The following is a 13950-nucleotide window of genomic DNA, read 5'->3' as shown; positions in this document are numbered from 1 at the left end:
TCCTCGGCGCGGGTCGCCGCGCGCCCTACAGTTACGGCTGGAGACGAAACATGTCCGTCTGGCAGGTACCGGTGGATCTGTTGGCGCACAGCCGGTTCGTCATCTCGCCGATGACCGACACCGTCGCCGCGTTGCGGGCGTTACACAGCCCACGTCGACCGTGGCAGCATGCCTGGCGCCGCCCGCACCTCGACGCGTACCAGCGGATGCTGGCGGCCCGGCCGCTGCTGCCGGTGTTGCTGGCGGCGGCGTTCCAGCCGCGCTGGACCGCCGACTTCCTCACCCTGGCCCCTGCCACGGCCGCACCGACGTTCGCCGAGGAGCTGACGGTCGTCGCTGGACGCGGCGACGACCGGATCCGGGCCGATCTGCGGGCGGCCCGGCCAGGGCCACTCGCCGAGCCGCTGCGCGGCGACGGGCTGACCGAGCACGTGGTGGCCCTGCTCGACTGGGTGTGGACGCAGACCGTGCGACCGGAGTGGCCGGCGCGGGAACGCCGGCTGCGAGCCGACGTGGTGGCCCGCACCGCCCGGCTCAGCACCCAGGGCTGGGCGGGCGTACTCGCCGACTTCAAGCCCGCCGTGCGGTGGCTCGGCGACGGCCATCTCCAGGTCAACGAGTATCCCGCACCGCCGCTGCCGCTCGATCGGGCCGAGCAGTTGGTGTTCGTCCCGGCGCACTGCGCGCGTGGCTGGGTGCTGTGGGACCCACCGACCCGCTTCGGCATGGTCTATCCGGCCAGCGGCATCCTCGCCGACGACACCCCACCGATGCCGGACGGGCTGGACCGGCTCATCGGTCCGCACCGCGCGGACATCCTCGTTCGGCTGGCGAACCCGCTGAGCACGTCGCACCTGGCGGCGGTCACCGGGCTGTCCCTGGGCGCGGTCGGTGACCATCTGCGGGTGCTCCGCGACGCCGGCATGGTGACCCGGCGCAGGTCGGGCCGGGAGGTGTTGTACTGGCACACCCCGCGCGGCGCCGCCCTGGCCGGGGTCGGCGCGGCGGCCGTACCGGTCATTCCACGGTGACGGTGTACGCCGCGGTGTGCACCTCGCCGTCGACCTGGAAGTCGAAGAAGGCTCGGTACCGGCCGGGGCTGGGCGCGGTCAGCCAGAACGTCACCGCACCGTCGATGAGTTCCTGCTCGGGGTGGACGTGCACGAGACCGAGGTCCCCCTCCCGGATCAGCACCAGGTGCCCGTACGCGCCCAGGTAGCGTTCGAGTCGGGCCGGCTCGGTGCCACCGGCGCGGGTGACCCGCAGTGCCAGCGGCGTCGTCACGCCCACTGTGGGCGTGCCCTCCAGCGCGACCGCGTACGGCCCGGTGGTCGTCTCCCGCTGCGGCGGCGGCAGCCCCGCCGGGGTGTACGCCCCGGGCACGTGGTGGTCGACGCCGAGCACCAATGGCAGTTGTCGACCGTCGGTGGTGGTGACGGAGAAGTCGGCGTAGACGCGGTGGTCGCCGGACTTCGCCACGGTCAGCGGGACGCTCCAGGTGCCGTCCGACGCCATCGTCGGGTGCAGGTGCTGGTAGCCGCCGAGGTCGTTGCCGACCACGATCAGGTGCAGCGGCTTTTCGTGCACCACCGCGAACCGGGTGGCGGGCTGCCCGTCGGGGCCGACGATCCGGAACCGGTAGTCGAGGTCCTTGCCGGCCTGCTGCGTCCGCAGCACCGGTTGCAGGGTGTAGCCGCCCACGCTGACCTGGGTGCCGGTCGCCTGGCCGGTGCCGTCGCCCGGGTGGGTGTGTGGTCCGGTGCCGGCCGGGTGCTGGTGTCCGTCGCCCGCCATCGCTCCGGCGACCGGTGACCCGGCGGTGGCCGCCTGCTGGCCGTCGGTGTTGGTGGTCCGTGGCTCGCCGGTGCCGAGGCGACCCAGTCCGAACCCGGCCAGCAGGGCCACCACCAGCCCACCGACCAGCAGCACCAGCCGGGCGTCGCCGCGTCGGTTCCCCGGGCCGGTGCGGACCAGGTCCGCGTCGTCCGGTGGGTCGACGACCGGCGTTTCCCGCTCGGTGGTGGCGAGCGCACCGACCGGGACGCCCGCCGAGGGCCTTGCATCGGCCGCCGACGTCGCGCTTGCGCGCGCCGAGGACTTCGCCACCACTGTCGAGGTCCGGCCGGCTTCCGCTGTGGAGGCGGTCACCGTAGACGTCTTGGCTCCGCCGCTGCCGGACTTCCGCCCCGACGCCAGCTTCTTCGCGGTGGTCGCTGGGACGGCCCTGGCGTCGGGTCGACGTCCGGTGCCGGTCCGGCGGGTGTCACCCCGGGGGCGGGTGGGGCGGGACCGGCCGGCGGGGACGCGGGTGGTGGGGCGGCGGCGCAGGACGAGCAGGGCCGCGAGCGCCGCCCCGAGCGCCACCGCGCCGGTGAGCCAGGCGAGCCATCCGGCGCCGTCCCCGCCGTCGGAGGAGGAGGGCTCGGTCGTCGCCGGTGCGGGGGCCGCCTCGGGTGAGGCGGCGGGTGTCGCGCCGGAGCCGGACGTCTCGTGTTGCTGCGCTGCGGCGAGCAGTGCCGGGGCGGGCTGGTCCGTGGGCGGCTGCCATCCGGTCGGTGCGTCGGTGACCGGTCCGGTGTAGCGGAAGCTCATGGTGCCGCGTACGGTCTCGCCGTCGGAGGCCACGGAGAGGTAGCTGACCGAGTAGCGGCCGGTCGCGGGCAGGTGTGCGAGGGTCAGCACCGCGGGGAAGCCGGTGGCGTACTCGCGTGGCTCGAAGACGCCGTCGACCAGGAAGTACTCCCGGACCGGGCGGTCCAGCGGCTTGGGCGTCCCGTGCGTCCAGCCGTTGTCGACCCGGGCGCCGCCCGGCGCGGTGACGGTGAAGTACGCGTCGTCCCGGACCTGCTCGGTGAAGTACAGCTCCACCGTGGTCAGTGCGGTGTCGACGGTGGCGCCGTCCGCCGGTGTGGACGTCGCCAGGGTGCCGTGGGCGGCGGCCGGTGGAGTGGACGCGAGGAGGACGGCGGCCGAGGCGAGGACGAGCGCGAGGAGGCCCGAGACCACGCGTCGGGGAGCCGCTGGGAGTCGACGCATCAGGTCATCGTTGCGACGGCGAGGCTTCCATCAATAGCCCGTCATCTTTTTATTCAGATAGCAAAAGTTATGCCCTCCCCGACTCAACCTGTTGGCGTCGACGACGAAACGGCACGGGTCAGTGTCGGTCGCACGGGTGGAAAAGCACCGCGTGCCACCGTTTCACCAGGTCCTGGTGCCCGGTCAGGGGCGGGGTGAAGCAGAGCCGGTAGCAGGCGGTCCCGCCGCTGGGGGTGGGTATCGACACCAGCAGGCCGTAGCGGTCCAACCGCAGCGGGCACGGCAGGCAGTCGACGGGCAGGTCGACACCGGCGGCGACCAACTGCCGCCGCAGGAAGGGATAGAACTGCGTGCCGTGGTGGTCCACCAGGTCGACCAGGAGCGGTCGCTCCATCGCGGAGATCGGGTCGGGCGCGGCGGCCCGGTAGTCGGTGAGGCGTACCGGCAGGTCCCGGTCCCGGCCGGTGAGCGTGACGCGCTTGGGCACCACCTCCACGATGACCGTGTCCGTGCCGACGTCGAGCAGGTCCGGATCGGGCAGAGTGGCCGCCACCGCGTCGGCGGCGGCGCGGGCGGCGGTCCCGGCCAGCGGGGCGGCCCGGCCGCCGATCCGCAACCGGCCCCAGGTCGGCGAGAACGGCAGCGGCGGTACGTCCGCGATGTGCACGAGCACCGAGCCGGTGATGCCGGCGAGCGGGTCGTCCCGGCGGCACAGCAGCAGGATGCGGCCGTCGGCGGCGGCACCGTGCCGCACGTCGGTCGCGGTCGGTCCGCGGTACGCCACCACGGTGGCGAGCGTCGCGCTGCTGGCCAGCGTACGGGCGATCTCGGCGCTACTCGGTTGCATGGGCGGGCTCCGTTCGGGCGGGCGGCCGGGGTGCGGTCACGGGTGCGGGTGGACGCAGGTGGGGCAGCCGGGCTCGACGCCGAGCAGGCCGGCCAGCCCCGCGCCGACGTCGTCCGGCCCGGTGAGCGGCGCGGCGAAGGCGAGTCGGACGTCGCGGTGGCCCTCGGGCACCTCCAGGCGCAGCACGATCCCGTGCCGGTCCAGCCGCAGCGGGTGGACCCGACCGGCACCGTCCCGCCGGTCGGCCGGCACCAGGCGGGTCAGCCCACCGAGCACCTCGGGGTGCGCGGCGTACAGGTGGCGCAGCAGCTCGGCCTCGTACGGGGCGAGCGGGTCGGGTTCGGCGACGGCCAGGTCGTCCGGGTCCACGGTGGCGTCCCCGTCGGCGTCGACGAGGTCGGCGGTGGCGAGCGCGAGGAAGGCGGTCACGTCACCGCCGTCGAGGTCGTCCAGGGTGAGCCAGCCGGTGAGCGTGGCCCGGGCCCGGACCCGGTGGCGGGCCGGGAGCGGCGCCAGGTCGGTGATCTCGACCAGGGCCGGCACCTCGCCCGTGTCGAGCAGGTGTCGGGCCAGTTCGGCGCGGGCGGGCAGCGCCACCCGGAGCAGCCCGTCGGCGTCGAGGGTGTGCCGTCCGATCAGGTCCGCGCGGTGGCGGGTGGTCCGCAGGCGCAGCGAGTCCGCAGCGGCGAGCAGCGTACGCAGTCGCTCGGCCGGTGTGGCGCTGGTCGCCGCCAGGGGTGCCTTGCTCAAATCCCCACCTCCTATTAGGTTAGCCTTACCTTACTAGAGAGGTGATGATGAACCAGTCCCGCCCGAAGATCAAGCGCTCCCGCCGCCTCGGCATCCCGCTCACCCCCAAGTGCGTGCGGTACTTCGAACGCCGGCCCTACCCACCCGGCGTGCACGGTCGGGCGCGGACCAAGGAGAGCGACTACAAGGTCCGGCTGCTCGAGAAGCAGCGCCTCAAGGCGCAGTACGACCTGCGGGAGAAGCAGCTCCGACTGGCCTTCGAACGCGCCGTGGGCCGTCCGGGCAAGACCGGCGAGGAACTGGTGATCGACCTGGAGACGCGGCTGGACGCCCTGGTCCTGCGCGCCGGTCTGGCCCGCACCATCTACCAGGCCCGTCAGGCCGTCACCCACGGCCACGTCAACGTCAACGGACGGCGGGTGGACCGCCCCTCGGCCCGGCTGCGTCCCGACGACGTGATCGCGGTCCGCGAGGGCAGCCGCGCCAAGACGCCGTTCGTGGTGGCCGCCGCCGGCGCGCACGCCCCCGAGCGGACCGCCCCCTATCTCGATGTCGACCTGGCCGGGTTGACCGCACGGCTGATCCGGTTGCCGCAGCGGGCCGAGGTGCCGGTGCGCTGCGACGAGCAACTGGTCGTCGAGTACTACTCCCGCTGACCGCACGGTCCGGCCGGAGCCGCCCGCAGGCACCGGCCGGACCACCCGCACCAGGGGTGGCCTGCGGAGGGTTGGTGCCGGTGCGCTAGACAGGTAGCCGTACCGACCCCCCTCGGATGGCGGGAGCACATGTCACCATCCCTGCTCACCTGGCTCTCCGGCGGCGTGCTGCTGCTGGGTGCCGGAGTCCTCACCACCCTGCTGCCACGCCTGCGTACGCGCCGGCAGGACCGCCTGGTGGCCTGGTCGACCGCGCGGGCCGCGATCGACAGCGCCACGGTCAGCCGCGACGCGACGAGCGCCCGCGTACCCGAGGCGGACGGCCTGCTGACCCAGGCCGAGCTGCTCGCCGCCGACCACGGCGGAGTCACGGCCGCCCGCGCCGCGGCCGACCTCGCCCGCCGCGCCGACGAGCTGTGGCAGGCCCAGCGGTGACCGCGCCCCGGAGCATCCGACGCACCGAACCGCTGCGCTGGGGGCTGCTCGCCGTCGCGGTGGTCGTGCTGGCGGTCTTCCTGCTCGCCCAGCAGCAGAGCATCGACGTCAGCTACGGCCAGTCCCCGGCGGTGTCGAGGCAGGTCGAGGAGGGCTCCGCCGGTGAGCTGAGCGACGCGACCGTGCCGTCCACCGAGGAGATGACCGCCCTGGTCGACGCCGACCCGGTGGTCCGCCTGCCGGGCGCCGTCGCCCGGTGGGACGAGCAGCGGGTGCGGGAGGCAATCGGCGACGACGACACCCGCATCCTGGTCGCACCGCCCGGCCTGGACGAGGAGGAACGCAAACGGGTACGGGACGTCGAGAGCGCCACGATCCGGGTGATCGGCACCCAGGTCAGCGGCGGCATGCTCCAGGCCACCCCGGACACCCTGCCCGGTTGGCGGGCCCAGTTCGCCACCGGTGACGTCACCGGCCAGTTGGTCACGCTGATCACCGCGCTGCGCAAGGTGCCGCGCCCCGCCGATGAGGACACGGTGCGCTGGCGCGACCCGAGTACGGCGGAACTCGACACGGTCACCGCCGACCTGCGCGCCGACGGGCTGCACATCGCCGAGGGCGCCACGCTGCGCCAGGTGCCGCGGGACGCGCCCACCGCCTTCCCCGACGGCGCCTGGTACGTCGCGCTGCCCGCCCAGCCGTACGGTGAACCGCTCCCGGCGTACGGTCCGGCGCTGCACCGGCTCTTCCCGGACCAGCCGCTGGTGGTGATGTACGGCAGTTGGATCGAGTACCACGGTCCGGGCGCGGCGGACTTCGCCGAGCTGGCCGCGACCAGCTTCTACGCCCACTTCGGCGACCGGCTCAGCCGCTACGACTACCCGCAGCAGAACGTGCTCGGCGTCTATCTGGGCCGGGTGACCGACATCCGGTACGCGGGCCTGTTCGACCGCCCACTGCCCTACCGCCCGCTGGATCCGCTACGGGTGGCGCTGCCCGCCCTGCCCTGGATCTTCGCGGCCTGCGTGGCGGGCTTCCTGGTGCTGTCGATCCGGTCGCTGCGCCGCTCCGGCACCCGCCCCGGTGACCCGCAACGCGGTGGTGTGCGGGCCCGGCTGGCCGGGCTCACCGCGCTCGCGGTCGAGGCGTCGCTGCTCACCGACGCGCGCAGCAACCCCGCGTTGACCCGGGGCATCGGCAGGCTCGAAGCGGCCCGGAAGGCGCTCGACGAGGGACTGCCGGACCGGCACGTCCGCAGGTTGCTCGACGACGCGACGGCGGAGTTGGAGGACACCGCCCGCCTGACCGGCATCCCCGGTTACCGCCCCGACCTCTATCTCCAGGGGAGGCTGTCGTGACCGGCACGCTGCGACGCGGCCTCGTCGCCCTGGTCGGCAGCACCTTCGGCTGGGCGGTGCTGGCCTGCCTGGTGCTGGCCGGATGGGCGCTGTGGTCGGGCGGGATCCTGGACGGCCCGATCGCCCGCGAGGTCCGCGCCTCGTCGACGTACGTCGCGCCCGGGGTGGACCTGGACCGGCCCGCCGCCGAGCGGGTCATCGGCAACCGTCGGCTGGTGGTGCTGGTGATGGTGCCCGGCGACGACCTGCGGGACGCCTGCGACCAGACCCGGCAGGCCGCGAAGGGCACGCTGGTGCTGGCGATGAGGCGCGACGGCGACGACTGGGACACCTACGGCTGCTCGCGCATCCGCCAGCGCGACAGCAAGGACTTCGGCCGGGCGATGGTCGCGGAGACGGTCATCAGCCGGGGCGTGGACTCGTTCGTGGACCAGCCGGTGGAGGCGCTCAAGGTCGTCGTGGTCAACTACGACCTACTGGTACGCGCCGGCACCGTCCCCGACGGGGCTCGGACGATCAGCCCGTCGCTGCCCCGGTACCTGCTGGCCGGCGCGGCGGTCGGCGGTGTGGTCGCCGGTGCCGCGTCGCTCTGGATCGCCGGGCGGCGGGCCGGGCGGCTGGCGTCCCAGCGGCGACGCCGACGCGACGAGCAGGCCGACGAGCGCAGCTCGCTCAGCGCCGCGGCGGCCGGGCTGGCGCAGCAGATCGTCGACCTCGACCAGCGGTACGGCCAGCTCTCCGCCCGCAGCACGGGCCGGGGCTACGCGCGACTGGTCAGCGACTACACCCGGCTGCTCGGCGAGCTCTCCGACGCCGGTGCGGGCGACGTCACCGTGCGGCGGCTGCGGGAGCGGGTGGACGAGCTCGCCACGCGGGCGACCATGCTCGCGCGGGAGGCGGAGGCCCGGACCGGGAACGGTGCGGGATCCGACGACCGGTCCTCCACGGCCCGGCGGTCGGCGTCACGGCGTGGCGGTCGGCGGGGGCGTCGGCGCGACCGGCCCGGTTCCACCACCGGCTGACGGCGGGGCGTCGGGGTCGGGGTCGGGGTCGGGGTCGGGGGCGACCGTGCCCGTGGTGTGCCGGGAGCGGCCGTGCCCGACCACGGACAGCGCGACCACCCGCCGGGACCAGGGCCGCACCCGCAGGGTCACCACGTCGCCGTCGTGGCAGCGGGTCGCCCACTCGCTGGGCAGTCCCCACGCGGTCGTGCGGTCGGTGGTGCCGTCGTCCACGGCCAGGTAGTGCAGCCAGGGTCGGGGCGGGCGGTTCTCGCCCTGGGCGGCGCTGCGCCACACCTCGATCCAGAGCACCTCGCCGGTGACGGTGCGTTCGGTGGCGAGGTCCACCAGGGTGCGGACCACGGTGTGGACGCCGGCCAGCAGCACCAGGACGACCACCACGGTGACGCCGTTGCGCACCAGGTCGAAGATCCGTGCGGCCTGGTTCGCCGTGGACGGGGTGAGGGTGAACGTGGGGCCGAAGGCGTCGAGCAGGAAGGCGCCGACGGCGATGCCGATCGCGCCGCTGGCCAGCAGACGCGGCACCGACCGGCCGTAGCGGGGCAGCAGCCGGGGGTAGCGGACGCGGATCCGGTGCCACCTGCCGCCGTACGACGACCAGACCGAGGTGCGGTCGCCCAGGCCGAGGTCGAGCACCGCGCTGGCCAGGCGGGTGGCCCCGACGGCGGCACCATAGCCCAGGTAGCGGTCCCAGATCGCCACCGCGGCCGGCGGCAGTTCGTCGAACTGCTCGTGCCCGCGCAGCCAGTCCCGGACACCGAGCCACCGCGCCGCCACCTGGCGACCGAGCGCCGTGTCACGTTCGCCCGGTGACGCCCCGGCCAGCGTGGAGAGCAGGACGAACACGGCGATCCCGGCGATGAACGCGTGGTTGCCCGAGGTCGGATGCCAGCTCGCGAGGTGCAGCGCGGCCAGGCCGACCACGACGGCGGCGGCCAGCGCCGCGCCGACCAGCAGACCGGTCACGCGTGGACCGAAGCGCCGCCGGGACAGGCCGGCGGCACGGGCGTCGGCGATCACCTGCCCGCGCAGTCGCCTGTTCCACGCGCGGGCCCGGGTCTCGTCGCGGAAGGTCAGCGCGGTCAGCGGCAGGACGCCGTCCACCGCCAGCCCGCGCGCCCGGTCCAGCACCAGACGCTCGTACGGGCGCAGTCCGGTCTCGTCGGGCGGGGACGCCGGCAGGTGCACCGTGCTCTGCATCGGGTCGTCACCGGGCTGGCGTACCTCGAAGAAGCCCCGGGCGGCGAGGTCGAGCAGGGTCGCCTCGGCGGCGTCCTCGGTCAGCGACCAGCGGTTGACCAGCAGGTTGACCACGGCGGGCGATTCCGCGCCGAGATCCGGGGTGGCCGGTGCGGGTGACACGGCGGCGGGCCGGGTGACCCACCGGACGGCACCATAGAGCAGGAGCCAGCCGGCGAGGGCGCCCAGGCCCATCGCCAAGTCGAGCAGGAGGCGGGGGTCCATCACGAGCCGCCGCCCGGGAAGCGGACTCCGACGGCGCCGCGCTCGCCCGTCCCGGCCTCGAAGTAGTCGCGCGTGCGGAAGCCGGCCGCACCGGCGATCAGGTTGGTGGGCACGGACTGCACGGTGGTGTTGTACGTCTGCACCGCGCTGTTGTAGAACTGCCGGGCGTAGGCGATCCGGTCCTCGGTGCGGGACAGTTCGGCCTGCAACGCCGCGAAGTTCTGGTCGGCGCGCAGGTCCGGGTACGCCTCGGCGAGCGCGAGCAGCCGACCGACCGCCTCGGTCAGCACGGTCTCGGCACCGGCCCGACCGGTGGGGCCGGGCGTGGTGGCGGCGGCCAGCGCACCGCTGCGGGCGGCGGACACGGCCGTCAACGCGTCGCGCTCGTGCGACGCGTACCCCTTGACGGTCTCGACCAGGTTGGGGATCAGGTCGTGCCGGCGGCTGAGCTGCACGTCGATCTGGGCCCAGGATGCCTGCACCTGGTTGCGGCGGCGGACCAGCCGGTTGTAGGCGATCATCGCCCACCCGAGCACGGCCGCCACCAGCAGGCAGAGCAGCCCGCCGACGAGACCCGCCACGACGCCACTGCTCATTCCCCGCCCCTCCGCTGCCGCACCTGCACGCCGCGAGACCGTGGTGACCGGCGCGAACGCGACGGACCCCGGTGTCGGCGGCCCGGCCGGTCCGATCATGAGGATCGGACCCGGCGGGTGCAATCAGGCGAACGGTTGGTGACCGGCGCAGACGCGTCGACTGCGTCACAGCGGGCGCGTCGGCTTTCGGCAGCGTCGGGTCCCGGCCGGGGCCGGCACGGGTTCGGCGATGATGGTGCGGTGAACTTCCGCTCCGTCTACCAGCACGGGTTCGTCCGGGTCGCCGCCTGCACCGGGCGTACCCGCATCGCCGAGCCCACCGCCAACGCCGAGGCCGTCCTGCGGCAGGCCCGCCGGTGCGCCGCCGAGGGGGTGGCCGTGGCGGTCTTCCCGGAACTGGGCCTGTGCGGCTACTCGATCGAGGATCTCCTGCTCCAGGACGCGGTGCTGGACGAGGTGGAGATGGCGCTGGCGCACCTGGTGGCGGAGTCGGCGGAGCTGCTTCCGGTGCTCGTCGTCGGTGCCCCGCTGCGGCACCGGGGCCGGGTCTACAACTGCGCGGTGCTGGTCCACCGGGGTCGGGTGCTGGGCGTGGCACCGAAGTCGTACGTCCCGAACTACCGGGAGTTCTACGAGGCCCGGCAGATCGGCGCGGGGGTCGACGAGCGCGGCGGGACGATCCGGCTCGGCGGCGCCGAGGTGCCGTTCGGGGTGGACCTGCTGTTCACCGCCGAGGACGTGCCCGGCCTGGTGCTCTACGCCGAGGTCTGCGAGGACCTGTGGGTGCCGGTGCCGCCGAGCGCCGAGGCGGCGTTGGCGGGCGCGACCGTCCTGGTCAACCTCTCCGGTAGCCCGATCACGGTGGGGCGGGCCGAGGACCGTCGACTGCTGTGCCGGTCGGCGTCGGCCCGTTGCCTGGCCGCGTACGTCTACGCGGCGGCGGGTCTGGGCGAGTCCACCACGGACCTGTCCTGGGACGGCCAGACGATGATCTACGAGAACGGCGTCCTGCTCGCCGAGACCGACCGGTTCCCGGCCGACGAGCGGCATGCGGTGGCCGACGTCGACCTGGACCTGTTGCGGCAGGAACGGCTCCGGATGGGCACCTTCGACGACAACCGGCGGGCGCACGCCGAACGCACCGGCGGCTTCCGCGAGGTGCGGTTCCGATTGGACCCGCCGACCCGGGACCTCGGGCTGCGGCGTCGGGTCGAGCGCTACCCGTTCGTGCCGTCCGACGCGGCGCGCCTGGCGCAGGACTGCTACGAGGCGTACCACATCCAGGTCGCCGGCCTGCACCAGCGGCTGGCGGCGACCGGCGACCCGAAGGTCGTCATCGGGGTCTCCGGCGGCCTGGACTCGACCCACGCGTTGATCGTCGCGGCGCGGGCGATGGACCGGGCGGGCCGCCCGCGCAGCGACATCCTCGGGTTCACCATGCCGGGCTTCGCGACCAGCGCGCACACCCGGGACAACGCGCACAAGCTGATGCGCTCGCTCGGGATCACCTCGGCCGAGCTGGACATCACCGCCACCGCGCGGCTGATGCTCCAGGAACTCGGCCATCCGTTCGGCGCCGGCGAGCCGGTCTACGACGTGACGTTCGAGAACGTGCAGGCCGGGCTGCGCACCGACTACCTGTTCCGGCTGGCCAACCAGCGCGGCGGCATCGTGCTCGGCACCGGTGACCTGTCCGAGTTGGCGCTGGGTTGGTGCACGTACGGCGTCGGCGACCAGATGAGCCACTACAACGTCAACGCGGGCCTGCCGAAGACCCTCATCCAGCACCTGATCCGGTGGGTGATCGGCAGCGGCCAGTTCGACGAGGAGGTGGCCGAGACGCTGCGCGCGGTGCTGGACACCGAGATCAGCCCGGAACTGGTGCCGGGCGCGGAGCTCCAGTCCACCGAGAGCACCATCGGCCCGTACGCGTTGCAGGACTTCACCCTCTTTCACGTGCTGCGTTACGGCTTCCGGCCGTCGAAGATCGCCTTCCTGGCCTGGCACGCGTGGCACGACCCGGCGGCGGGGAGTTGGCCGCCCAACTTCCCCGAACACAAGCGGGTCGGCTACGACCTGCCGGAGATCCGCCGCTGGCTGGAGGTCTTCTGCCGCCGGTTCTTCGGCTTCGCCCAGTTCAAGCGCTCGGCGATGCCGAACGGCCCGAAGGTCGTCGCCGGTGGTTCGCTGTCCCCGCGCGGTGACTGGCGGGCGCCGTCGGACAGTACGGCGCAGGTGTGGCTGCGCGATCTCGCCCGCTGGGACGCGCACTGAGTGGACGGTGTGGACCCGGCCCGGACGATGGTTCGGACCGGCCGCCGGACGTAGGCTGCACTCACCGAGGGCTTCCGCTCCACCGCCGCCGGTGAGCGGCGGCGGTGGGCGGGGCGCGGGGTACGACGGCGGGTGGCGGTTCAGCGGAGGGAAAGTGCTGTGGCGGTAGGGCGCGTGGTGCGGTTCGACGAGGTGAAGGGGTACGGCTTCATCGCCCCGGAGGAGGGCGGCGAGGACGTCTTCGTCCACGCCAACGACTTGATGGAGGGCAAGCAGGCCATCACACCGGGCACCCGGGTGGAGTTCCAGATCAAGGAGGGCGAGCGGGGCCTCAAGGGCTACGACGTCCGGGTCGTCGCGTCGGAGCGTCGTCCGGTCGCCGCCCCGGTCGCGACCGCCGGCAGCGAGGAGTACGACGAGGACGCCACCTGTGACGTGCTCTCCGCCGCGGCGCTGCGCGCCGAGGTGACGGAGGCGTTCATCCAGGCCGCCCCGGATCTCACCGCGGGTCAGATCGTCCGGCTGCGGGACCAGGTGATCCGGATCGCCACCCGGCACGGGTGGACCGAGGGCTGAGGGTCAGCCGGCACGCCCGCTGCCGACGTCCGGCGTACGGGTCGTGGGCGCGCCGCCGAACACCACCGTGCGCGGCAACTCGGGTCGGCCGCCCCGTGGCTGCCACTCGCGCGGGTAGCCCAGCGACACCTCCTGGAACGGCACCTCGTCGTGCCAGGTCGTCCGGGGGATGTGCAGGTGACCGTAGACCACCGCCGCCGCCCGGTAGCGGACGTGCCAGTCGGCGGTCAGCTCCGTCCCGCACCACTGGGCGAACTCCGGGTGGCGCAGCACGTCGGTCGGCTCGCGGACCAGCGGATAGTGGTTGACCAGGACGGTCGGCAGGGTCGGGTCGCAGGCGTCCAGCCGCTGCCGGGTGTACGCCACCCGCGCCCGGCACCACGCGTCGCGGCTCGGGTGCGGATCCGGGTGCAGCATGAACTCGTCGGTGCAGACGATCCCGGTGGCGTACGCCCGTGCCAGCGACTCCTCCTTGGTGGTGGTGCCGGGCGCCCGGAACGAGTAGTCGTAGCCGACGAAGAGCGGGGCGACGACCACCGGCCCGCCGGCGCCCCGCCAGAGGGGGTACTCGTCCTCCGGGGTGTGCACGCCGAGCGTGCGGCACAGCTCGACGAGGTGGTGGTACCGCTGCTCGCCGCGCAGGTCCACCGGGTCGTGCCGGGGGGTCCACAGTTCGTGGTTGCCCGGTGCCCAGAGCACGGTGTGGAAGCGCTCGGTGAGTGTCCGCAGCGTCCACTCCACATCGGCGTACGCGTCGCCGACGTCCCCGGCGACGAGGAGCCAGTCCTGGTCGGAGCGCGGTCGCAGCTCCGCCGCGATCCGCCGGTTCTCGGCGTAGCCCACGTGCAGGTCGCTGACCGCGAGAAGCGTGCCGGCACCCATGTCCTCGTCCACCCCCGGTCTGCGGCCCGTCGCCGCCCGCAACGGTAGTCGTCG

General features: G+C 73.9%; 13 protein-coding genes. 7 read left to right on the top strand and 6 right to left on the bottom strand.

Annotated features, from left to right (window positions below; all coding sequences use genetic code 11):
- Positions 1–50: 50 nt before the first annotated feature.
- Positions 51–1031, top strand: coding sequence for an ArsR/SmtB family transcription factor (locus ACIBO1_RS23655; protein ID WP_396750064.1), 981 nt, complete (start codon positions 51–53; stop codon positions 1029–1031).
- Here the strand turns inward: ACIBO1_RS23655 and ACIBO1_RS23650 are convergent.
- From ACIBO1_RS23650 to ACIBO1_RS23640, 3 genes are all read right to left on the bottom strand, one after another.
- Positions 1018–3036 (bottom strand): copper resistance protein CopC, encoded by a 2019-nt coding sequence (locus tag ACIBO1_RS23650; protein ID WP_396750062.1) that lies wholly within the window; start codon positions 3034–3036, stop codon positions 1018–1020. The two genes, ACIBO1_RS23655 and ACIBO1_RS23650, sit on opposite strands and share 14 nt — an antisense overlap.
- A gap of 118 nt (positions 3037–3154) precedes the next feature.
- On the bottom strand, positions 3155–3883 hold the full coding sequence (locus ACIBO1_RS23645; RefSeq protein ID WP_396750060.1) for a DUF2470 domain-containing protein: 729 nt from the start codon (positions 3881–3883) through the stop codon (positions 3155–3157).
- Between the two features lie 36 nt (positions 3884–3919).
- Complete coding sequence (locus tag ACIBO1_RS23640; RefSeq protein ID WP_396750058.1) at positions 3920–4633, bottom strand: DUF2470 domain-containing protein; 714 nt, start codon at positions 4631–4633, stop codon at positions 3920–3922.
- A gap of 47 nt (positions 4634–4680) precedes the next feature.
- On the opposite strand from ACIBO1_RS23640, the gene rpsD reads away from it, so the two are divergent.
- The 4 genes from rpsD (at position 4681) to ACIBO1_RS23620 (ending at position 8104) form a co-directional block, all read left to right on the top strand.
- A complete protein-coding gene (gene rpsD / locus ACIBO1_RS23635; protein ID WP_357216987.1) occupies positions 4681–5289 on the top strand; it encodes a 30S ribosomal protein S4 in 609 nt (202 codons plus the stop codon).
- 129 nt (positions 5290–5418) lie between these two features.
- A complete protein-coding gene (locus ACIBO1_RS23630; RefSeq protein WP_396750056.1) occupies positions 5419–5724 on the top strand; it encodes a DUF6403 family protein in 306 nt (101 codons plus the stop codon).
- Entirely contained in the window at positions 5721–7082 is a 1362-nt protein-coding gene (locus ACIBO1_RS23625; protein WP_396750054.1) for a hypothetical protein, read from the top strand. The genes ACIBO1_RS23630 and ACIBO1_RS23625 overlap by 4 nt, the downstream gene beginning before the upstream one ends.
- Positions 7079–8104, top strand: coding sequence for a hypothetical protein (locus tag ACIBO1_RS23620; RefSeq protein WP_396750052.1), 1026 nt, complete (start codon positions 7079–7081; stop codon positions 8102–8104). Before ACIBO1_RS23625 ends, ACIBO1_RS23620 begins: the two co-directional genes overlap by 4 nt.
- Here the strand turns inward: ACIBO1_RS23620 and ACIBO1_RS23615 are convergent.
- Together ACIBO1_RS23615 and ACIBO1_RS23610 are read right to left on the bottom strand one after the other, a co-directional pair.
- A complete protein-coding gene (locus ACIBO1_RS23615; RefSeq protein ID WP_396750050.1) occupies positions 8045–9568 on the bottom strand; it encodes a DUF2207 family protein in 1524 nt (507 codons plus the stop codon). The genes ACIBO1_RS23620 and ACIBO1_RS23615 overlap by 60 nt on opposite strands.
- Positions 9568–10164 carry a LemA family protein gene (locus tag ACIBO1_RS23610; RefSeq protein WP_396750048.1) on the bottom strand — a complete coding sequence of 199 codons (597 nt, stop codon included), beginning with the start codon at positions 10162–10164 and terminating at the stop codon, positions 9568–9570. The genes ACIBO1_RS23615 and ACIBO1_RS23610 overlap by 1 nt, the downstream gene beginning before the upstream one ends.
- A 240-nt stretch (positions 10165–10404) precedes the next feature.
- On the opposite strand from ACIBO1_RS23610, the gene ACIBO1_RS23605 reads away from it, so the two are divergent.
- Positions 10405–12438: an NAD(+) synthase gene (locus ACIBO1_RS23605; RefSeq protein WP_396750046.1), complete on the top strand. Its 2034-nt coding sequence runs from the start codon at positions 10405–10407 to the stop codon at positions 12436–12438.
- A 159-nt stretch (positions 12439–12597) separates the two neighbouring features.
- On the top strand, positions 12598–13014 hold the full coding sequence (locus ACIBO1_RS23600) for a cold-shock protein (RefSeq protein ID WP_396750044.1): 417 nt from the start codon (positions 12598–12600) through the stop codon (positions 13012–13014).
- A gap of 3 nt (positions 13015–13017) precedes the next feature.
- Here the strand turns inward: ACIBO1_RS23600 and ACIBO1_RS23595 are convergent, their stop codons facing one another.
- Positions 13018–13896: a metallophosphoesterase family protein gene (locus ACIBO1_RS23595; RefSeq protein WP_396750042.1), complete on the bottom strand. Its 879-nt coding sequence runs from the start codon at positions 13894–13896 to the stop codon at positions 13018–13020.
- Between the last annotated feature and the right edge of the window lie 54 nt (positions 13897–13950).

It is taken from the genome of Micromonospora sp. NPDC049903 (assembly GCF_044460945.1).
In the GTDB taxonomy this organism is placed as follows: Bacteria; Actinomycetota; Actinomycetes; order Mycobacteriales; family Micromonosporaceae; genus Micromonospora.
This window is presented reverse-complemented; position numbering and strand designations above follow the sequence as displayed.